This is a genomic window from Brachybacterium hainanense (assembly GCF_042434575.1).
In the GTDB taxonomy this organism is placed as follows: domain Bacteria; phylum Actinomycetota; class Actinomycetes; order Actinomycetales; family Dermabacteraceae; genus Brachybacterium; species Brachybacterium hainanense.
In genome coordinates this window covers 38032-58207 of record NZ_JBHLSV010000002.1, presented here as the reverse complement: position 1 = coordinate 58207, position 20176 = coordinate 38032, and the positions used below count along the sequence as shown (strand labels likewise).

Genomic DNA, 20176 nt, shown 5'->3' with positions numbered 1-20176 from the left:
CGAAGGGGGAGCCATGGCCATGAAGACGTCCCGGGACATCCGCAACGAGTCCCGGTTCATGGTCCTGCGCGCCGTCTACGCGGGCGGGACCGTGACCCGGGCGCAGGTCGCGACGGAGACGGGGCTGAGCCCCGCGACCGTCGCGACTCTCGTCGGGGAGCTCGTCGAGGAGGGCGTGCTGCGTGAGGCCGGGCGCATCTCCTCCCAGGGCGGTCGACCCACCTCCACCTTCCAGGCCAACCCGCAGCGGGGGAGGCTGCTCGCGATCGACGTGGCGGAGACGTACGTACGGCTGGACGTGTACGACCTCGCCCTGGCCCGTCTCGACCAGGAGCAGGTCGAGCTCGCCCCGGGGGCGCAGACCATCGCCTCGGTCGGGGAGGTCATCGGCGGGGCGCTGACGGCGCTGCGCCGCCGGGAGGCCCTCGCCGACCGCGACATCCTGTTCACCGGGGCCTCGCTTCCCGGCCAGGTCGACACCGCCCGCGGCGTCGACGTCTTCGCCCCCAACTGGGGCTGGCGCGACGTGCCCGTCGTCGACGTGCTCGAGGAGGCCGTCGGCGGTCGGGTCCGCGTCGACAACCCGCTGATGGCCCTCGCGACGGGCGAGCTGTGGTTCGGCGCCGGCCGTCGCTTCCGCGACTTCATCGCCGTGAACCTCGGCACCGGGGTCGGCGCCGGGATCATCCTGGACGGGCAGCTGCTGCGCGGCCGCGGCAACTCCGCCGGGGAGTGGGGCCACACGACCCTCGTCTGGCAGGGGCGCGCCTGCCGCTGCGGACGACAGGGATGCATCGAGTCCTACGTCGGCGTCGAGGGCATGCGCCGCACGCTCGAGGAGATCCGGTCCGATCATCCCCTCCTCGAGGTTGTCCACCACCGAGCCTTCATCGAGCAGCTCATGCGGGCCGAGGCCGCGGGCGATGCGGCGGCCCGGGAGGCCGTCCAGCGCACCGGAGACCATCTGGCTGCCGGCCTCGGCAACCTCATCAACCTCCTGAACCCCGAGCACGTCTCGGTGCTCGGCTGGATCACGCGCTATGCCGGGACGGATCTGCGCGAGCGTGTCCGCACCCGCATCCAGCAGGAATGCCTGCCTGGGCCCGGCAGCGGCGTGAGCCTCGAGTTCACGGAGACCGCCGGCGAGTCCGTGAGCCTCGGCATGGCCGTGCTCGCCCTCGAGGGCTTCCTCGAGCAGGTGGGCCTACCCAGCCCCAGCAGCCTGCCGGCCCCGCCGGCGATCGACCGCACCGAGCACCGGGCCGCCTGGGCCGTGCCGGGTGCCCCCACCCCCTCGAGAGGACCCCGATGACCGCTCCGTCCCTGCCCGCCCCCTCCTCGGCACCACCGCGCGGCTGGAACTCCTGGGACTGCTTCGGCGGGAGCGTCACCGAGCAGGAGGTGCTCGACAACGCCGAGCACATGGCCCGCCATCTCCTCCCGCAGGGCTGGGACACGGTCGTCGTCGACATCCAGTGGTACGAGCCGGAGCCCGGCAGCTCCGACTACGCGGAGGTCTCCGCCGCCGTCGTCGACGCCCACGGCCGTCCCCTTCCGGCCCCGGGCCGCTTCCCCTCCGCCTCCGGCGGCGCCGGCTTCGCCCCGCTCGCCGCCCGCGTCCATGCCCTGGGCCTGCGCTTCGGCGTGCACCTCATGCGCGGCATCCCTCGCCGCGCCGTCGAGCTGGACACCCCGGTCCTGGGAGCCGATGCCACGGCCCGCGACCTCGCCGACCCCGGCAACCGCTGCCCCTGGAACCCCGACTTCGAGGGCGTGCGCACCGACCACCCGGCCGCGCAGGCCTGGTACGACTCGGTGTTCGCGCTGCTCGCGCAGTGGGGAGTGGACTACGTGAAGGTCGACGACGTCCTCTACCCGCCCATCCAGCGCGCCGACATCGCCATGATGCGCACCGCGATCGACCGCTCCGGGCGGCCGATGCTGCTCAGCCTCTCCCCGGGCAAGGAGCTCTCGACCGTCCACGCTCCCTTCCTCGCCCGCTCCGCCGATGCCTGGCGCGTCTCCGATGACCTGTGGGACACGTGGGCGGATCTGCGCGAGCAGTTCCAGCGGGCCGCGCGCTGGGCCGCCGTCGACCACGAGGGCGGCTTCGCGGACCTCGACATGCTGCCGCTGGGGCGGATCGGGATCCGCGCCCACGTGGGCGAGGACCGCCTCTCGCGCCTGACCCCGGCGGAGCAGCGGACCATGCTCACCCTGTGGAATCTGGGACGCTCCCCGCTCATGATGGGCGGGCACCTGCCGGACACCCCGGAGGACACCCTCGCGGTGCTCACGAACGCCGCGATCCTCGAGATCGGCGACGCGGGGGAGGACGCGCGGGAGATCGTCCGCGACCGGGACCTCATCATCTGGCGTGCCCGCGTCGGAGAACGCGAGGTGCGAGCCCTGTTCTGGCTGGGCGAGCAGCCGCACACGCACCGCGTCCACGCCGAGGATCTCGATGTCCCGGCCGATGCGGCCGGCACCGAGCTGTGGACGGGCGCGAAGGCCGAGGCCGAGGACGGCTGGTTCACCGTGGACCTCGCCCCGCACGGAGTCGCCGTCCTCTCCCTCGCCTGACTCCCTCGCCTGACTCCGCGCCCGGGTCCACGCCCGGGTTCGCACTGCTGCCCAGGTCCGTGGGTGCGGTGAAGATGAGGCTTTCCCACGCGGAAAGCGTCATCTGCACCGCACTGGCCTGCGGGAGGGGTGACGATCAGCCCTGCTCCATCGGCCGATCGCCATCGCACCGGCCTGCGGCGCCCCTCGTTCCTCGGGCCGCCTCCGGCCGGAGCGGAGACGATCAGCCCTGCTCCATCGGCGGATCGGGTGGTGCACCGGCCTTCGGTCCCGCTCGTCCCTCGCGTGACCTCCGGCCGGAGCCCTGCCCGATCAGCCCTTGACCGCGCCGCGGGTGACGCCCTCGATCACCCAGCGCTGGGCGAACAGGTAGGCGATGATCGCCGGGGACATCGCCATGAGGTAGGAGGCGAACGCGACGTTGTAGTTGCTGCTGAACTGCGTCTGGAACAGCTCCTGACGCACCGGCAGGGTCTGCAGCGCCGGGTCGGAGATGATGAGCGAGGGCATCATGAAGTCGTTCCACGCGTAGAGGAACGCGAAGATCCCGACGGTCGCGCTCATCGGCGCGAGCAGGGGGAAGATCAGCCGCCAGAACGTCTGCCATGTGCTCGCGCCGTCGATGCGCGCGCTCTCCTCGAGCTCCGCCGGGATCGAGCGCAGGAACGCGGTGAACAGCAGCACGCTGAAGCTGAGCTGGAACATCGTGGCCAGGAAGATCACGCCCAGCGGATTGTCGAGCCCCACGCGGCCGGTCAGCTGGATCTGCGGCAGCGCGACCACCGGGAACGGAATGAACATCGCCGCGAGCAGATAGAAGAACGACCAGCGGAACAGCCGATGCTCCCAGTTGCGCATGATCGCGAACGAGGTGAACGAGGCCAGCAGGATCGTCGCGGTCACGGTCCCGGCGGTCACCAGCAGCGACATCGCGAAGCCGACGGGGAACGAGGTGAGCTCCCATGCCTGGACGAAGCCGTCGAGGCTCAGCGGCATCGGCAGCGAGAAGGCGTTGCCGTCGACGGCCTGGCCGGACGTCTTGAAGGCCATCGCCACCGTGACGTACAGCGGAAGCACGACGGTCACCGCGCACAGCAGCAGGATCACGGTCGTGGACCAGCGGGTGCGGCGACCCAGGCCGCGCACGACGGGCCGAGCGGTGCGGGAGGTGGTCATGAGGCGCTCCTTCCGCCGGCGCGGCTCACGGAGAGCTGGAGCACGGCGATGACGACGGTGACGATGAACAGGAGGGTCGCGGTGGCCATCTGATAGGCGTAGTCGCCGGACTCGAAGCCCTTGATGATCGCCATCGCGACGCTCGTCGTCGACGTCCCGGGCCCGCCGTCGGTCAGGCCGACGATGATGTCGTAGGCGTTGAGGAAGTTCTTGAAGCCGATGATCACGTTGATGAGCACGTAGCCCGCGACCAGCGGCAGCGTGATCCGTCCCAGCTTCTGCAGCGCGGAGGCGCCGTCCACCGCCGCGGCCTCGTACATCTCGTGAGGGATCGACAGGAGCCCGGCGATGTAGATGAGCAGCGTCCCGGGGATCGCCTGCCACGCCGTGACGATCACGATCCCCACCCACGCCAGATCGGGATTCGCGAGGATGCTGCTGGAGAGGAACGGGATCCCCAGCGCCGAGCCCACCGCGGGCAGCGAGTTCTGGAAGAGGAACTGGAACACGAAGGCGATGATGATGCCGGAGACGACCATGGGGATCACGAAGACGGTGCGCAGCGCGGCCGTGAAGCGGATCCTCGAGGTCAGCCCCAGCGCCAGCAGGAAGGCGATCACGTTCACGACCACCACGGTCGCGAGGGAGAAGCCGAAGGTGAACAGGAAGCTCGCCAGCACCGCGGGGTCGTCGAGCACCGACCGGTAGTTGATGAGGCCGATGAACCCCCAGTCGCCGATGCCGATCGAGTCGGTGAAGCTGAAGAAGATGCCGACCAGTCCGGGCAGCGGGATCGCGATGGTGAACAGGACGAGCGTCGGGATGAGGAACGCGTAGTACAGCGGCTCGACGCGTCGGCGCCGATGGCGCAGCGGCGCGGGGCCGGTCTGCGGCTGCGGGGCGGTGCTCATGTCATGCCTCCTTGCTGGCGGATGCGGATCGGCGGAAGGCGACGCGCGCCCAGTCCGCGTCCATCGAGCCGAGGATCGTGCGGGCGTCGGCGCCCAGGACGAGGGACTGCGCGTAGTTGTTGGTCGGGATCGCGGGCGGATTGATCTGCCCGGGGGCGAGGTAGATCGCGCCCGTGGTGTACGCGTCGACCATGCCGGCGATCCTCGGGTCGGTGGGGATCGCGCTCGTCGTGGTCGGGACGAAGCCCATCTGGGAGGCGTTGTAGGCCTCGATGATCTGCGGCTCGTAGAGGTGGGCGAGGAAGTCGCGGGCGCCCTCGGGGTTGGCCGCGTCCTGCGGGATCATCGTGGCCAGGTCGATGCTCGCGACCACCTTGAGGTCCGCGGGGTCCTCGGTCATGGGCAGCGGGAAGGTGCCGAGCTCGACCTCGGGATCGATCTTGGCGACCTCCGCCATCGCCCACGGCCCCTGCATGTACATCGCTCCGCCGCCGCGGGCGAACTCCACGTTGCCGAAGTCGTAGGTGCGGCTCTTCGCGTCGGACTGGGTGTAGTCCCGCGCCAGCAGCTGCATCCTCTCGATCGGCTCGAGGAAGTCCTTCTGGAAGGACACCGCGGAGCCGGCGCCGACGTCCGTGCCCTGCGCGGTCAGCTGCCGGTAGAAGGCGTCCACGTCGAGGGCGCCGCCGATGGCGTAGTCGAACCATCCCTGCCCCACGGTCCAGGCATCCGCGAAGGTCGCGTAGAAGGGGGTGATGCCGGCGTCCATGAGCGTGTCGCAGAGCTCGATCAGCTCGGTCCATGTCGTGGGGATCCGCAGGTCGTGCTCGGCGAAGATTCTCTTGTTGTAGACGATCGCGCAGGCCATCGAGGAGTAGGGGAGGGTGGAGATGCGGCCGGTGCATTCGCCGAACGGCTCGGACAGCGGGGACGTGCCGGGGTCGATCGTGGCAGCGATGTCGGTGTCGGAGAGGTCGCTGAGCGTGCACCGCTGGATGAAGCGGGAGATCTCGTGGTTGTGGCGGGCGAGCATGAGGTCCGGCGGGGCGCCCCGCACGAAGCTCGCGGAGATCGCGCCGGGGCCTGAGGTGTCCATGACGACCTCGTACCGGTCCTGCGAGGCGTTGTAGTCGGCGATCACCTGGTTCATGAAGCCGATGGCCTCGCGCTTGCTGAAGGTGAAGCGCACCGTGCGGCGACTGCTGCGCGAGCATCCGGGCAGGGCGCCGGCGGCGAGCATCGCTCCGACGCCTCCGGCGAGCGCCTTCATGGCGGTTCTTCGTGTGGTCACGGGGATCAGTGCTCCTCTGCGTGGCTGGGCGATCCGTGGCGGACGTCCGGGACGGTCGCGTCCCGGGCGTCAGAATGTCGATTGGTATCGATGATGGGCGGGCTGCTCCGATCCGAGGCTCGGGTCGGGGGTGGTCATCGTCGGTGGCATCGGGGGCGGCGATGGCCCCATGCGCGATAAGTGTCGCTAACTTACAAACGGGCAGAGAACTCGTCAAGAGATGGGCGAGCCATGGTGGCGACCGTGCGCGCCGAAGGAGTGCGCGGGTCGCGTCCGGCGGCGGAGCGGTCGGGTCCGCCCGGTGCTCGAGGGCCGATGTGCGGCGTTGGGGGACGACGTCTGACGGTGTGACCGAGCGCGAGCCGGTTTTCGGCCGATCATGATCGATTCGTTACCGAATCAGGCAGACATGGGCACCTTCGACCCTCTAGAGTTCCCTTCGAGCACCGTAGCTCACCCGGGAGGAGGACCATGACCACCGACGCGTCGCCGGCTCATGCCGCGACAGAGACTGCAGGGCCCCCGAGGCCCCGACCATCGTTCGTCCGAGGAGTCCTCAACTCCTTCATCGTGCGGCGCCTCGTGCGCTCGGCCTTCGTCGTCTGGGTCGTCGCCACCGGCGTCTTCCTCCTGGTGCGGCTGCTGCCGGGCAATCCCGTGGACGTCTACATCAATCAGCAGATCTCCCTGTACGGGAAGACGTACGAGCAGGCGGCGGCGGAGGCCCAGGTCTACTTCCGCTTCGACCCCGCGAGCAACATCGTCCAGCAGTACGTCGAGTACCTCCTCGGCCTGCTGCGCGGGGACATGGGCTCCTCGATCACGACCCCCGGGGTGAGCGTCGCCGAGAAGATCGCGACCTACCTCCCCTGGACCCTGTACAGCGTGGGGCTCGCCCTGATCATCTCGATCTCGATCGGCCTGATCCTCGGCATGATCATGGCCTACCGCCGCGGCGGCATCATCGACAACCTCGTGACCGTCATCGGCTCGACCTTCCACGCGATCCCCAACTACCTCCTGGCGATCCTCATCGTCGTGGTCGGCGCGGTGCAGCTCGGGATCATCGACTACGCCCGCATGCGCGGCAACATGTCCCCGGGGCTCGAGCCGGAGCTGAGCTTCCGCTTCCTCTCCGACATCGGCTACCACGCCACCCTCCCCATGCTGACCTACATCCTCACCACGGCGGGGACGTGGGCTCTCATCATGAAGTCCTCGACCACGCAGATCCTCGGCGAGGACTACGTGACCGTCGCGAAGGCCCGCGGCCTCAAGGACGTGCGCATCCAGTCCGACTACGTGGGGCGCAACGCCCTGCTCCCGCTGATCGCCCAGATCGCCACCCAGGCCGGATTCGTCGTCGGCGGCGCGATCTTCGTCGAGCAGACCTTCTCCTACGAGGGGATCGGCCTGCTGCTGTTCGAGTCGATCAACACGCGTGACTATCCGACCATCCAGGGCGTGCTGCTCGTCGTGACGATCACGGTCGTCCTGGCGAACCTCGCCGCCGACCTGATCAACGCCGCCCTGGATCCGCGGATCCGCCTGGGCGCAGGAGGTGCCGCATGAGCGTCGACGCCACCTCGACCGCCGCGCTCGCCGTCCCGGCGAAGGCCAAGAAGGGCCAGAGCCCGCTCGCGCGCCTGTTCAGCGAGATGACCCGCAGCACCGAGGGCTTCATCGGCCTGATCCTCGTGGTCGCCGTGCTCGCCTTCTCCCTGATCGGCCCGCTCATCATGGGCACCGACGTCGCAGGCGATCCCTCCCGCGCCTGGGAGGGCCCGAGCGCCCAGCACTGGCTGGGACTCGAGGGCGGCGGCAAGGACACCTTCCACCTGCTCGTGATCGGCGGCGGGACCGTGCTCATGGTCGGCTTCCTCGCCGCCGCGATCACCACCGTCATCGCCGTCGCCATCGGCGCGCTCGCCGGGTACGTGGGCGGGCGCCTGGACGCCATCCTGCTGCAGCTGACCGACATCGTCATGACCATCCCGCAGATCGTCCTGCTGGCCGTGGTCGGCGCCTTCTACAAGCTCGACTCCCCGGTGCTGCTGGGCGTCATCATCGGCGTGCTCACCTGGCCGGTGCTCATGCGCTCGATCCGCGCCCAGGTGCTGTCCCTCAAGGAGCGCGAGTTCGTCGAGGCGGCGCAGCTGCTGGACGTCGGCTGGTTCCGGATCGTGTTCGGCGAGATCGTCCCCAACATGGCCAGCTACATCCTCATCAACTTCATCATCGCCGTCACCAACGCGATCTACGCGATGGTGGGCCTGTACCTGCTGGGTCTGGCCCCGCAGCGCGGCACCAACTGGGGGATCATGATCAACGACGCCTGGACCAAGGGCGCGATGTTCAACCCCGACGCCATGGCCTACATCATCGCGCCGGTCGTGATGATCGTGCTGCTCCAGCTGGGTCTGATCCTTCTCACGCGCACGCTCGAGGAGATCCTCAACCCCCGACTGAGGGATCGCTGATGACCACTCACAAGAACCCGGACGCCCCCGTCATGTCGGTCAAGGACCTCGAGGTCGCCTACCGCACGGGGAAGAACCAGTCCGTGCGCGCCCTGCGCGGCATCTCCTTCGACCTGTTCCCGGAATCCGCGCTCGCCCTGGTGGGCGAGTCCGGCTGCGGCAAGACGACGCTCGGCTCGGCGCTGCTGCGCCTGCTGCCGACCCTCGGCGAGATCACGAGCGGCTCGATCACGTACCGTCGCGAGGACGGCACCGAGCTCGACGTCACGAGGATGACGCCCGCCCAGCTGCGCCGCTGGCGCTGGTCGGAGGCCGCCATGGTGTTCCAAGGCGCGCAGAACGCCTTCAACCCGGTGCTGACCATCGGCGCGCAGATGGCCGACACCCTGATCGACCACTCGGATCGCCGCCCCTCGAAGAAGGAGATCCTCGAGCGGTCCTCCGAGGCGCTGCGCTCGGTGCGGCTCGAGCCCCGCCGCGTGCTGGGCAGCTACCCGCACGAGCTCTCCGGCGGCATGAAGCAGCGCACCCTCATCGCCATGGCGCTGCTGCTGCGGCCGCGTCTGCTGGTGCTGGACGAGCCGACCACGGCGCTGGACATCCTCACCCAGCGCACCGTGATCGATCTGCTCGCGGAGCTGCGCGTCGAGCACCGCTTCGCGATGATCTTCATCTCCCACGACCTCGCGCTCGCCGCCGAGCTCGCGGATCGCGTCATCACCATGTACGCGGGGAAGGTCATCGAGACCGGCACGACCGCGGACATCTTCTACGGCCCGAAGCACCCGTACACCTCGAAGCTCATCAACGCGGTGCCCCCGGTCGTCGGCGACCTCCCGGAGCTCGCCTCGATCCCCGGCGCCCCGCCCTCGCTCGCGACGCTGCCGACGGGCTGCACCTTCGCTCCCCGCTGCGAGCTCGCGACCGACGCCTGCCGCGTCGCGGAGCCCGAGCTGATCACGCTGACCCCGCGGTCCGAGGACCGCAGCCACGCCGCGGCCTGCCTGCGCCATGACGAGGTCCATCACGAACGGAAGGTGATCGCCCGTGCCTGAGACGACGCCCAGGGCCGACGGCGCGGCTGCGCCGCTCATCGAGCTCGACCATGCCTCGCAGGTCTTCCACGTCAAGGGCAAGGACATCCCTGCCGTCTCCGATGTCTCGCTGAGCGTCGACGCCGGGGAGGTGCTGTGCCTCGTGGGCGAGTCCGGCAGCGGCAAGACGACCGCCGCCCGCCTCGCGGCGGGGCTCGCCTCGCCGACGGGCGGCGCGGTCCGCTACCGCGGCAAGGACCTGTCCACGATGACGCGCGCGGAGCGACGGGAGTACCGCCGCGACGTGCAGTACATCCACCAGGATCCGTACGCCTCGCTCAACCCGATCCGCTCGATCCAGTCGACCCTGTCGATCCCGCTGCGCCGCCACGGCATGGCGAAGGGGCAGACCGAGGTCGACGCGACGGTCGACGAGCTGCTGACCCGCGTGGACCTCACCCCGCCGGAGAGCTACAAGGCGAAGTTCCCGCATCAGCTCTCGGGCGGGCAGCGCCAGCGCGTCTCCGTGGCCCGCGGCCTCACCCTCTCCCCGAAGCTCCTGATCGCCGACGAGTCGACGTCGATGCTGGACGTGTCGATCCGGGTGGGCCTGCTGAACATGCTCACGCGGCTGCGGCGGGAGCAGAACGTCGGCTTCATCTACATCACCCACGACCTGGCCCTGGCGAAGTACTTCGGCTGGGAGGGGCGCACCGCGGTCATGTACCTCGGCAAGATCGTCGAGGCCGGCCCGACCCCGCAGGTCATCAACAATCCCCAGCACCCGTACACGAAGGCCCTGCTGGATGCGGTGCCGGAGCCGGATCCAGAGCTGACCCAGCAGAAGAAGGCCGGCGGCGGGCTGCGCAGCGCCGAGGTGCCCGACCTCTCGGCCCTGCCTGCGGGATGCGCGTTCGAGCCGCGCTGCCCGCTCGCGCAGGACCGCTGCCGCACGGAGCGTCCCGTGCTGGAGACGTCCCCCGGCCTCGCCGGCCATGACGTCTCCTGCATGGTGGTGACCGATCCGAGGACCCGGGCGGCCTCGACGCCCCAGGCCGGAGGTCCGCCGTGATCGACATGGCCGCGCGGGCGCTGCTGGCGCTCGGCTGCTTCGTCGGCGTCGGCGCGGCCCTCATGCTCCTCGGCACCGCCGGGGGCACTCCGGAGCGCCTCGTCAGCTGGATCGCGCTCGTGCTCGGCCTCGCAGCGATCGTCGCCTCGGCGACGGTGCTGCGCATCAGAATCGTCCGTCGCCTTCGGGAGTCGGACCCCTCAGACCCGGATGATGAGGACGTCATCCACACCAAGGAGGAATCATGACCACCTGGACCAGGCGAGATCTTCTGCGGGCCGTCGGCCTCACGTCGGCGGCCGGTGCCGCCCTCGTGGCGTGCAGCCCGGCGGAGCCCGGAGGCGGCAGCGGCAGCAACGGCGACGGGGGCGGCGCGAGCGCCTTCCACGGCGCGTGGCCGTTCAAGCCCGCTCCGGAAGGCCATTTCAACTTCGCGGGACAGCCCTACGCCGGCGTGCCGACCGCCATCATCGGCGACGGCCTGTACCGCGACCTGCTGGTCCCGCCGCTCGCCATGTGGCTGTGGGAGGAGAAGACGTGGGAGTACCTGCTCGCGGAGTCGCATGAGCTGGACGCGGCGGCGGGCACCCTCACCGTGGTGCTGAAGAAGGACCTCGTCTGGAGCGATGGAAGCGCGCTGACCAGCGGCGACGTCCTCACGACGCTGTACCTGCAGTTCATGCAGCGCGCCACCAGCTGGGACTTCATCACGGGCCTCGAGGCTCCCGACGAGCAGACGGTCGTCGTGAAGTTCGAGAACCCTCCGGCCGTGCTCGAGCGGTACATCCTCAAGAGCAACATCCTCTCCACCGCGCAGTACGGCGAGTGGGCGGACAAGGCCAAGGCGATCGTCGACGCCGGCGGCACCATGGACGACGGCGACGGCGCGGCGCTGTCGACCGAGTTCCAGGGCTTCAAGCCGGAGAACGTCATCGTCTCGGGTCCCTACGACTTCGACTACAAGTCCATCGCCAACACCCAGCTCACCATGGTCCGCAACGAGAAGGGCTTCGGCGCGGACAAGGTGAAGTTCGATCAGGTCGTCCTCTACAACGGCGAGACCACGGAGATCACGCCGCTGGTCCAGTCCGGGGACGTGGACTACGCGACGCACGGCTTCGCCCCGGCCTCGGAGGCGCCCTTCGAGGCCGCGGGGTACACGATCCTGCGCCCGCCGGTCTACTCGGGCCCCGCCCTGTTCCTGAACCTGGACAAGTACCCGGAGTTCGCCGATGTCCGCGTGCGCCAGGCCTTCGCCCACGTGATCGACCGCGCCGCCAACGGCCAGATCGCCCTGGGCCAGTCCGGCAAGGCGGTCGAGAACATGGTCGGCTTCTCCGACAACTTCGTCGAGGACTGGCTGACCGATGAGGTCAAGGGCAAGATCAACACGTACGAGCTGGATCCCGACAAGGCGACGGCTCTGCTGACCGAGGCGGGCTGGAAGAAGAACGGCGATGCCTGGACGAAGCCGGACGGCAAGCCGGCGTCCTACGAGATCCAGTTCCCGCAGACCTATGCGGACTGGTCCGCCTCCGGCAAGAACGTCGCCGAGCAGCTGACCGCCTTCGGCATCCCGGTCACGGCACGTGGACTCGACGACAAGCAGGCCCCCATCGACATCGACAAGGGCGACTTCCAGATGGCGATCCAGGCGTGGGGCTCCTCCGCGCATCCGCATCCGCACTTCTCCTTCGTGACGGACCTGTTCACCCACAACATCCCGATCGCGAAGAACCAGGGCGGCAAGGGCATCGGCTTCCCGCTGCAGGACGTGAAGACGTCCGCGGGCACGGTGGACCTCGAGGAGATCGTCCAGATCTCCGGTCAGGGCCTGGACGTGGAGGAGCAGAAGAAGAACGTGAGCGTCGCGGCGCTCGCCTTCAACGAGCTCCTCCCGATCATCCCGATCTTCGAGCGCTACGGGAACAACCCTGCGCTCGAGGGCGAGCGCGTCACCGGCTTCCCGAAGGAGGGCGACCCGCTGCTCGCGAATGCGCCGTACGCCGACAACTTCGTGGTCCTCGGCATGTTCCGCGGTGATGTGAAGCCGGTCTGATCCGGCCCGATCCCCGGCCGTGCGCTCCCGAGGCGGATCCCTCCGATCCCGCCTCGGGGGCGCACAGCCGTCTCCGGGCACGCAGGGCGGCAACCGGCGGGAACCGTCGCTCCGAGGCTGTGAGACGTGTCAACGTTCTGGTGACCGCTGTCGCATCCCTGCGGCATGCCGCGCACCGCCCGCAGGAGGAGTCCCGCCGTGGCCCATGGAGTCATCGCCCCGATCGACCAGCAGCGCCTCGCCCTCGCCGCCGGCGCCGATTACCTCGAGTCGACCGTGGTCGGCACGCTCGTCGCGCCGAGCCCGACGGAGGGCGCCTGGGAGCCGGTCCGTCTCGCGCCGTCCCCCGCGCGACCGGTGCCGTCCTTCGCGATCCTGATCCCCGGCGACCTGCGCGTGGCCGACCCCTCGGTGCCGATGGGCCGCATCCGCGCGTACGCGCGGACGGCGCTGGATGCGGTCGCCGCCGTCGCCGGGCACGGGGCGAAGATCGTCCTCGGCAGCGGCGCCGCCCGGACCATCGGCCCGGACGTCCCCGCCTCCGAGGGGGCCGCACGCTTCGCGGAGGTGCTGATCCTCTTCCGCGACGAGGCGCGCGCCCGCGGGCTGGAGATCGTCCTGGAGCCCCTGCACCGCGGCGAGACCGACCTGATCCACACCGTCGGCGAGGCCGCGCAATTCCTGGACGCGCACGGGATCGAGGGGGTGCGGATCGTCGCCGACCTGTTCCACATCCAGCTCGAGGCCGAGCCCCTCGCGCAGGTCGAGCTCCTCGCAGGACGGGTCGGACATGCGCACATCGCGGACACGGACCGGGTGCCGCCGGGGCAGGGGGACTGGCCGCTGGGCGAGTTCCTGGCCGCGCTCCGGCGCGGCGGCTACACCGGCGATGTGACCCTCGAGTGCCGCTGGGAGGACCTCGCCGCGGAGCTGCCGGACGCCCTCGCGGCGGTGCGTGCGGCGGACCCCGCGCACCGCTCATGATCCAGGGGCCCGCCCGGCCGGGATCCCGGTGCCCTGGAGGGGGCCGTTCTTGCGCAGGCGCGGGGTTCGTGCTGTAGTATCCATGGAAAGCGGTTACCGTTCGACGTCCGAGGAAGGCCGTCCCCGGCGCAGCGCCGTGCCGGACCGGATCCGCTCCCGGGCGGCCCCTCCGGTCGGGCCGCACCAGACCCCGCAGCATCCCCGCACCCTGAGCAGGAGACACACATGGCACAGCGACGCATCGGCATCATCGTGAACGGCGCCTCCGGGCGCATGGGGTACCGTCAGCATCTGGTCCGGTCCCTGCTCGCGATCCGCGATCAGGGCGGCGTCGAGCTCGCCGATGGGGACGTGCTCGTCCCCGATCTGCTGCTGGTGGGCCGCAACGAGGAGAAGCTCCGCGCCATCGCCGAGCGCCACGGCCTCGAGAACTGGACCACGGACCTCGACTCCGCCCTCGAGCAGGACGACTACGAGGTGTACTTCGACGCCCTCGTGACCAACCTCCGCGTCGAGAACATCAAGAAGGCCATCGCCGCGGGCAAGGCCATCTACACGGAGAAGCCGACCGCAGAGTCCCTCGAGGACGCCCTCGAGCTCGCCCGCATCGCGAAGGAGGCCGGCACCGTCACCGGCGTCGTCCACGACAAGCTGTACCTCCCGGGCCTGCTCAAGCTGCGCCGCCTCATCGACTCCGGCTTCTTCGGCGAGATCCTCTCCGTGCGCGGCGAGTTCGGCTACTGGGTCTACGAGGGCGACTGGCAGAGCGCCCAGCGCCCCTCCTGGAACTACCGCTCCGAGGACGGCGGCGGCATCGTCGCGGACATGTTCCCGCACTGGAACTACGTCATCGAGGACCTCTTCGGCCGCATCGTCGACGTGTACGCGCAGACCGCCACGCACATCGAGAAGCGCTGGGACGAGAAGGGCCGGGAGTACGTCGCCACCGCCGACGACGCCGCCTACGGCATCTTCCGCCTCGAGACCGGCGTGGTCGTGCAGATGAACTCGAGCTGGGATGTGCGCGTGCACCGCGACGAGCTGGTGGAGTTCCAGGTCGACGGCACCAAGGGCTCCGCCGTCGTGGGCCTGCACGGTGCCCGCATCCAGCCGCGCGAGGCGACCCCCAAGCCCGTCTGGAACCCGGACGTGCGCGATCCCCATGACTACCGCGCCGACTGGATCGAGGTCCCCGACAACGAGGTCTTCGACAACGGCTTCAAGGTGCAGTGGGAGGACTTCCTGGCGCACTACGCCGAGGGACGCCCCTACCCCTTCGACCTGCTCGCCGGTGCCCGCGGCGTGCGCCTGGCAGAGGTCGGTCTGAAGAGCGCGGCCGAGGGCCGCCGCATCGAGCTCGACGTGCTGGAGGGCTGAGCGCGATGAGCACCCTGCAGCTGACCCTGCTCGGCGAGGACGGCTCGCTGCGGCAGGTCGAGCTCGGCGAGGCCGCCGCCTTCGCCGCCCCGACCGCGCCGCTGCGCTCCCGCACCGTCTACGCCGCCGTGCATGTGGCGCCGAAGGCCCACGCGGACAACACCCCCGGGGCTCCCGCGGACATCGACTGGGACGCGACCCTCGCCTTCCGCCGCACCATGTGGCGGCGGGGCCTGGGCGTGGCCGATGCGATGGACACGGCCCAGCGCAACATGGGCCTGGACCCCGCCGCGACCCGCGAGCTCATCACCCGCACGGCCGATGCCGCGCGAGCCGCCCTCGCGGACCCGGAGATCGCCGCGGTCTTCCCCGCCGGCGCGCAGGTGCGCGACCTCGTCGTCGCCGGCGTGTCCACCGACCAGCGCCAGGAGCGGCACCTCGGCCTCGACGAGATCGTCGAGGCCTACCGCGAGCAGCTCGCCCACACCGAGGGCGCCGGCGCCGGAGCCGTGCTCATGGCCTCCCGCCACCTCGCCCGCGCCGCGACGAGCCCCGCCGACTACGAGGACGTGTACCGCCGCGTGCTCGAGTCCGCGACCGAGCCGGTGGTCCTGCACTGGCTGGGCACCGCCTTCGACCCGCAGCTCGAGGGCTACTTCGGCTCCTCGGACACGGGCGTGGCCGCCGAGACCCTGCTGCGCATCATCGAGGCGGATCCCGCGAAGATCCGCGGCGTGAAGATGAGCCTGCTCGACGACGCCGCGGAGATCGCCGTGCGCGAGCGGCTGCCCGAGGGCGTCGCCATGCTCACCGGCGACGACTTCCACTTCTCCCATCTCATCGTCGGCGCGCAGCCGGACCCGGGGACGGAGCAGGTGGAGGGCACCTTCTCCCACGCCCTGCTCGGCGCCTTCTCGGTGACGGCGCCCGCGGCCTCCGCCGCCGTGCAGGCGATCGATGCGGGCGACTTCGCCCGGGCCCGGGAGATCCTCGACGCGGCGGAGGAGCTGGCCCGCCACGTGTTCGCCGCCCCGACCTACCACTACAAGACCGGGGTGGCCTTCCTCGCCTGGCTCAACGGCCACCAGCAGGCCTTCCAGATGGTCGGCGGCATGCACGCCGCCCGCAGCCTCCCGCAGCTGTCCCGCACGATCGAGCTCGCCGCCTCCACCGGCAACCTCGAGGACCCGGCCCTCGCCGCCGAGCGGTGGCACGCCATGCTGCGTGTGAACGGATACGAGGTGCCGGCATGAGCCTGGATCGACTCGCCATCAATCGCTGGACCTGCCGCACCACCCCGGTCGAGCAGCTCCTCGAGGCCCTGCCGGCCGCGGGCATCGGCTCCGTGGGCCTGTGGCGCGAGGACGTCGAGAAGCTCGGGCTCGCTCAGCTGCGCCGCCGCACCGACGACCTGGGCCTGCGCGTCTCCTCCCTGTGCCGTGGGGGATTCCTCACGGCCTCCGCGCAGGCGGACCGCGCATCGGCCCTGGACGACAACCGCCGCGCGATCGACGAGGCCGCCGCGCTCGGCGCGCCGACCCTCGTCATGGTCGCCGGCGGCGTCGACCTCGCCGACAAGGACATCCGCGGCGCCCGGGAACGGGTCGCCGAGGGGGTCGCCGCGATCGCGGGGCACGCGGAGCAGGCCGGAGTGACCCTGTCGCTCGAGCCGCTGCACCCGATGTTCGCGGCCGACCGCGCCGTGATCTCGACGATCGATCAGGCCCTCGACATCGCCGAGTCCGCAGGCAGCCCCGCGGTCGGCGTCGTCGTGGACACCTACCACGTGTGGTGGGACCCGTACCTCGAGCGCTCGATCGAGCGCGCCGCGGCGTCGGGCCGCCTGCTCGCCTACCAGGTGTGCGACTGGAACCTCCCGCTCGCGGCGGAGCCGCTCTTCTCCCGCGGCTACACGGGCGACGGGTACATCGACTTCCCCTCGATCACGCGCATGGTGGCGGCCACGGGCTACCGCGGCGACATCGAGGTGGAGATCTTCAACGAGGACGTGTGGGCGGATCCCGTCGGCACGGCGCTGGCCACGATCGCGGCCCGCTACGAGGAGCTCGTGGCGCCGTACGCCGGCTGATGCCGTCCGCTCTCCCCGACAGAGCGCGGTGGGAGGCCGTCGCCGACGGCCTCCTGCTCGCGCTGCGGCCCCATGCGAGCGAGGACTGCGCGCTCATCCTCCCGCCCGGGAAGCGCAGCCGCTCCGGGGAGCGGTCCGACGGCTTCGAGGGCTTCGCGCGCTCCTTCCTCATCGCCGCGCTGCTCGCTGCCGGGCGGGACGGCGAGGACGCGCACGGCCATCTGGAGCGGTACGCGCGCGGCATCGCCGCCGGCCCCGATCCGTCCTCGGCGCACGCCTGGCCGCGGCCCGCGCAGCTGCCCCAGGCGAAGGTCGAGGCCTCCTCGATCGCCCTCGGCCTGGATCTCACCCGGCCCTGGATCTGGGATCGGCTGGATCCCGCCGCGCAGCAGCGCACGATCACCTGGCTGCGGGAGATCATCGGCACCCGCTACCCGGACAACAACTGGGTGTGGTTCCGGATCATCGCGCTCACCGTCCTGCGGGATCTCGATCCGGAGACCGCCCGGCCCGGTCCGCTGCGCGAGGCGCTGCACGCGGACCTGCGCCACGACCTCGCCCTGCACGAATCCTTCTCCCGCGAGGGCGGCTGGTTCGTCGACGGGAACGAGCGGAACGTCGACCACTACATGACGTGGGCCTTCGCCGTCCTGCCGACGCTGTGGCTGCGGATGCGCGGCGTGGCCGGGCTGCGCGAGGACGGCCTCGTCGACGACGAGCTGGTCGCCCTCCACCGCGGTCGCCTCGCCGCGTACATCGAGGACGCGCAGGGCCTTCTGGGTGCCGACGGCGGTCCCCTGATCCAGGGCCGCAGCCTCACCTACCGCATGGCGGTCGCCGCCCCGCACTGGGCCGCGGCCCTCGCCGGCCTCGCCGACGGTCCCGATCCCGTGATCGCGCCCGGGCGCCTGCGCCGCGCCGCCTCCGGGATCCTCGGGCACTTCCTGGACCACGGCGTCCCCGATGCCGACGGGCTGCTGAACCTCGGCTGGTTCAGGGCGTTCCCGCAGATGACGCAGGACTATTCGGGCCCCGGCTCCCCATACTGGGCGGCCAAGGGCTTCCTGGGCCTGGCCCTGCCGCGCACGCATCCGGTGTGGACGGCGCCGCTCGAGCCGCTGCCCGTCGAACGAGCTGACGGCGTGGAGCTCCTGCCCGTGCCCGGCTGGATCGTCTCCCGGACCCGGGCCGATGGGATCGTCCGGGTGATCAACCACGGCACCGACCATGCGCGGCCGGGGGCGCTGCGCCCCGACTCGCCGGCGTATGCGCGGCTCGGATACTCGACCGCGACGAGTCCGCCGATGGCGGGGGAGGGGGAGCGGCAGCCGCAGGACATGGTCATCGGCCTCGTCCACCCCGAGCACGGCTGGAGCCACCGCACCGGCTTCTTCGCGCGCGGGCTGCGTGAGGTCACGGCCGGGGCTCAGGGGGCCTCCGTGCATGTGCCGCACTGGCATCCGGACGGCGGCGAGGTCCTCACCGGCCCGCGGACCGCGCTGGCGAGCCTCGTGCTCCCCGGCCTGGAGATCCACACGGCCCGCCTCGGCATCGGTGCGGAGACGCGGGACGGCCTCGAGCTGGGCGCCGCCGGCTGGCCGCTCTCCGGGACGGAGATCATGCAGGAGGCCGCAGAGCCGTCCGCGCTGCTCGAGCTGGGCGTCCCCCGGGACGGCGGCAGGCTCCGCAGCGGCCTCGCCGTCCTCGCGAGCACGCTCGGGCCGGCGCGGCTCGACGTCCACCGGGAGGAGGGCACCTCCCCGCTCGGCCCGCTGCTCGCCTCCCCGCAGGTCCGGCTCCCCCTGCACGGGATGGATCGCGGGGATGCGGTCCTCGTCGTCGCGACATGGCTGCGCGGCCCGGGAGCGCCGGCGCCCGGCCTGCCCGCCGCGCGGATCACGGACGATGCGGTGGTCCTGCGCCTGCCCGCCGGCGAGGAGGCGGTCCTGCCGCTCCCGTCGCTCACAGGTGGGTCGTGACCTCCGTCCTCTCCCGCAGACCGGCCGCGAGCTTCCCGCCGGCCTCCTGCTGACGCTCCGCGGTGATCTGCTGGGCGATCTGCGGCTTCACCTGCTCGAAGGGCGGCAGCTGCTGCCCCTGGCCGGCGAGCTCGTCGTAGCGGGCCTGCAGCTCCTCCTCGGTCGGCTCGGCGACCGGGGCCTCCTGCGCGATGTACGCCTCGATGACCACCTGCTCGGAGGCGTCGGCCCGCACCTCCTCCTCCGACATGCCCTGCTGCTCGAAGGCGGCGAGGACCTCCTCGACGGATCCCATCCCGTTCTGCTCGGCGATCGTCTGCAGGAGCGCGTCGACGTCCTCGTCCGAGGCGGTGATCCCGGCCTCCGCCGCGGCCTGGGCGAGCAGACGGCTGGAGATCAGCTGCTCGAGGGTCTGCGTCCGCAGGGCCTCCTCGTCGGGCGCCTGTCCGGTGGTCTGCTGGGACATGGCCGCCTGCTGGAACAGCGGCTCGTACGCCGCGACGAAGTCCTCGCGGCTGATCGGCTCTCCGCCGACCTCGGCGACCGGATCCGGGATGCCCTCGAGGTCGGGCTGCGGCATGGCGCTCTCGCCTCCGCCATCGGAGGCACCGCCTCCGTCGGACGCGGCCCCGCTGTCGGATGCGCCCCCGCCGGCGGATCCTGGGGCCGCATCACCGCCCCCGGAGCAGGCGGACAGGGAGATGATCGCAGTCGCCGCGACGGCGAGGACGGCTCTCGTGAGCTTCATGGGATGCTCCTTCGGTGGGTACGGCGGGGGCGACCGTACACGCCGCACTGCAACACGCGATCCGTGTTCGCTCACAGGACCGTGGACACGGACGGGAGGAAACCTTCCTCGTGTGTGATCCGGCGCATTATCGCGAGATGACGGACATTCGGAGGGCGGAATTCCCGGCCGGAGGATCCGATGATGCGCGTATGCCGGGTCGACGCTGTCAGGTGTCGTCTCGCCAGGTCTCCGGCGTGTGTCGTCTCGCCAGGTCGCAGGCGCGGTCCGCGGAGGTCGCCTGCGGGCTGTGCGAAGGGTGGGATTCCGGCTGTGCGCCGCTTCTCCTCCCCATGTCCGGGTTATCCACATCTTCTCGGGAGTGCTGGATATCCGGGGTGGGGGAGAGGAGAA

The 20176-nt window shown here is 70.8% G+C and carries 17 protein-coding genes; 13 read left to right on the top strand and 4 right to left on the bottom strand.

Features of this window, described 5'->3' with window-relative positions:
- Positions 1–13 precede the first annotated feature (13 nt).
- Together ACFFF6_RS01765 and ACFFF6_RS01760 are read left to right on the top strand one after the other, a co-directional pair.
- Complete coding sequence (locus ACFFF6_RS01765) at positions 14–1312, top strand: ROK family transcriptional regulator (RefSeq protein WP_376977652.1); 1299 nt, start codon at positions 14–16, stop codon at positions 1310–1312.
- A complete protein-coding gene (locus tag ACFFF6_RS01760; RefSeq protein ID WP_376977650.1) occupies positions 1309–2583 on the top strand; it encodes an alpha-galactosidase in 1275 nt (424 codons plus the stop codon). The genes ACFFF6_RS01765 and ACFFF6_RS01760 overlap by 4 nt, the downstream gene beginning before the upstream one ends.
- A 312-nt stretch (positions 2584–2895) precedes the next feature.
- Here ACFFF6_RS01760 and ACFFF6_RS01755 read toward each other — a convergent pair whose 3' ends face one another.
- Genes ACFFF6_RS01755 through ACFFF6_RS01745 form a run of 3 tightly spaced genes read right to left on the bottom strand, consistent with a single transcriptional unit; the run spans position 2896 to position 5961 of the window.
- Positions 2896–3759, bottom strand: coding sequence for a carbohydrate ABC transporter permease (locus ACFFF6_RS01755; RefSeq protein ID WP_376977648.1), 864 nt, complete (start codon positions 3757–3759; stop codon positions 2896–2898).
- A complete protein-coding gene (locus ACFFF6_RS01750; RefSeq protein ID WP_376977646.1) occupies positions 3756–4670 on the bottom strand; it encodes a carbohydrate ABC transporter permease in 915 nt (304 codons plus the stop codon). Before ACFFF6_RS01750 ends, ACFFF6_RS01755 begins: the two co-directional genes overlap by 4 nt.
- A 1-nt stretch (position 4671) precedes the next feature.
- Positions 4672–5961, bottom strand: coding sequence for an ABC transporter substrate-binding protein (locus tag ACFFF6_RS01745; RefSeq protein WP_376977644.1), 1290 nt, complete (start codon positions 5959–5961; stop codon positions 4672–4674).
- 471 nt (positions 5962–6432) lie between these two features.
- Here ACFFF6_RS01745 and ACFFF6_RS01740 point away from each other — a divergent pair, with 471 nt between their 5' ends.
- The 11 genes from ACFFF6_RS01740 (at position 6433) to ACFFF6_RS01690 (ending at position 19035) form a co-directional block, all read left to right on the top strand.
- The gene (locus ACFFF6_RS01740; RefSeq protein ID WP_376977642.1) at positions 6433–7533 is read left to right on the top strand and encodes an ABC transporter permease; all 1101 of its coding nucleotides are present in this window, start codon (positions 6433–6435) and stop codon (positions 7531–7533) included.
- Entirely contained in the window at positions 7530–8441 is a 912-nt protein-coding gene (locus ACFFF6_RS01735; protein WP_376977641.1) for an ABC transporter permease, read from the top strand. The genes ACFFF6_RS01740 and ACFFF6_RS01735 overlap by 4 nt, the downstream gene beginning before the upstream one ends.
- On the top strand, positions 8441–9496 hold the full coding sequence (locus ACFFF6_RS01730; protein ID WP_376977639.1) for an ABC transporter ATP-binding protein: 1056 nt from the start codon (positions 8441–8443) through the stop codon (positions 9494–9496). The genes ACFFF6_RS01735 and ACFFF6_RS01730 overlap by 1 nt, the downstream gene beginning before the upstream one ends.
- Positions 9489–10547 carry an ABC transporter ATP-binding protein gene (locus ACFFF6_RS01725; RefSeq protein WP_376977638.1) on the top strand — a complete coding sequence of 353 codons (1059 nt, stop codon included), beginning with the start codon at positions 9489–9491 and terminating at the stop codon, positions 10545–10547. Before ACFFF6_RS01730 ends, ACFFF6_RS01725 begins: the two co-directional genes overlap by 8 nt.
- Positions 10544–10795 carry a hypothetical protein gene (locus ACFFF6_RS01720; protein WP_376977636.1) on the top strand — a complete coding sequence of 84 codons (252 nt, stop codon included), beginning with the start codon at positions 10544–10546 and terminating at the stop codon, positions 10793–10795. Before ACFFF6_RS01725 ends, ACFFF6_RS01720 begins: the two co-directional genes overlap by 4 nt.
- Entirely contained in the window at positions 10792–12606 is a 1815-nt protein-coding gene (locus ACFFF6_RS01715) for an ABC transporter substrate-binding protein (protein ID WP_376977634.1), read from the top strand. The genes ACFFF6_RS01720 and ACFFF6_RS01715 overlap by 4 nt, the downstream gene beginning before the upstream one ends.
- Before the next feature lie 198 nt (positions 12607–12804).
- Positions 12805–13590 carry a sugar phosphate isomerase/epimerase family protein gene (locus ACFFF6_RS01710; protein ID WP_376977632.1) on the top strand — a complete coding sequence of 262 codons (786 nt, stop codon included), beginning with the start codon at positions 12805–12807 and terminating at the stop codon, positions 13588–13590.
- 225 nt (positions 13591–13815) lie between these two features.
- Entirely contained in the window at positions 13816–14967 is a 1152-nt protein-coding gene (locus tag ACFFF6_RS01705; protein WP_376977630.1) for a Gfo/Idh/MocA family protein, read from the top strand.
- A 5-nt stretch (positions 14968–14972) separates the two neighbouring features.
- Positions 14973–16220: a DUF993 family protein gene (locus tag ACFFF6_RS01700; protein WP_376977628.1), complete on the top strand. Its 1248-nt coding sequence runs from the start codon at positions 14973–14975 to the stop codon at positions 16218–16220.
- A complete protein-coding gene (locus ACFFF6_RS01695; protein ID WP_376977626.1) occupies positions 16217–17056 on the top strand; it encodes a sugar phosphate isomerase/epimerase family protein in 840 nt (279 codons plus the stop codon). Before ACFFF6_RS01700 ends, ACFFF6_RS01695 begins: the two co-directional genes overlap by 4 nt.
- Positions 17056–19035, top strand: a complete 1980-nt coding sequence (locus tag ACFFF6_RS01690) for a DUF2264 domain-containing protein (protein ID WP_376977624.1) — start codon at positions 17056–17058, stop codon at positions 19033–19035. Before ACFFF6_RS01695 ends, ACFFF6_RS01690 begins: the two co-directional genes overlap by 1 nt.
- Here the strand turns inward: ACFFF6_RS01690 and ACFFF6_RS01685 are convergent.
- Positions 19019–19783 (bottom strand): SurA N-terminal domain-containing protein, encoded by a 765-nt coding sequence (locus tag ACFFF6_RS01685; RefSeq protein WP_376977622.1) that lies wholly within the window; start codon positions 19781–19783, stop codon positions 19019–19021. The two genes, ACFFF6_RS01690 and ACFFF6_RS01685, sit on opposite strands and share 17 nt — an antisense overlap.
- Positions 19784–20176 lie beyond the last annotated feature (393 nt).

Coding starts and splice junctions, on each gene's coding strand:
- ACFFF6_RS01765 (WP_376977652.1), top strand. CDS start 14: ATGGCCATGAAGACGTCCCGGGACATCCGCAACGAGTCCCGGTTCATG.
- ACFFF6_RS01760 (WP_376977650.1), top strand. CDS start 1,309: ATGACCGCTCCGTCCCTGCCCGCCCCCTCCTCGGCACCACCGCGCGGC.
- ACFFF6_RS01755 (WP_376977648.1), bottom strand. CDS start 3,759: ATGACCACCTCCCGCACCGCTCGGCCCGTCGTGCGCGGCCTGGGTCGC.
- ACFFF6_RS01750 (WP_376977646.1), bottom strand. CDS start 4,670: ATGAGCACCGCCCCGCAGCCGCAGACCGGCCCCGCGCCGCTGCGCCAT.
- ACFFF6_RS01740 (WP_376977642.1), top strand. CDS start 6,433: ATGACCACCGACGCGTCGCCGGCTCATGCCGCGACAGAGACTGCAGGG.
- ACFFF6_RS01735 (WP_376977641.1), top strand. CDS start 7,530: ATGAGCGTCGACGCCACCTCGACCGCCGCGCTCGCCGTCCCGGCGAAG.
- ACFFF6_RS01730 (WP_376977639.1), top strand. CDS start 8,441: ATGACCACTCACAAGAACCCGGACGCCCCCGTCATGTCGGTCAAGGAC.
- ACFFF6_RS01715 (WP_376977634.1), top strand. CDS start 10,792: ATGACCACCTGGACCAGGCGAGATCTTCTGCGGGCCGTCGGCCTCACG.
- ACFFF6_RS01705 (WP_376977630.1), top strand. CDS start 13,816: ATGGCACAGCGACGCATCGGCATCATCGTGAACGGCGCCTCCGGGCGC.
- ACFFF6_RS01700 (WP_376977628.1), top strand. CDS start 14,973: ATGAGCACCCTGCAGCTGACCCTGCTCGGCGAGGACGGCTCGCTGCGG.
- ACFFF6_RS01695 (WP_376977626.1), top strand. CDS start 16,217: ATGAGCCTGGATCGACTCGCCATCAATCGCTGGACCTGCCGCACCACC.
- ACFFF6_RS01690 (WP_376977624.1), top strand. CDS start 17,056: ATGCCGTCCGCTCTCCCCGACAGAGCGCGGTGGGAGGCCGTCGCCGAC.
- ACFFF6_RS01685 (WP_376977622.1), bottom strand. CDS start 19,783: ATGAAGCTCACGAGAGCCGTCCTCGCCGTCGCGGCGACTGCGATCATC.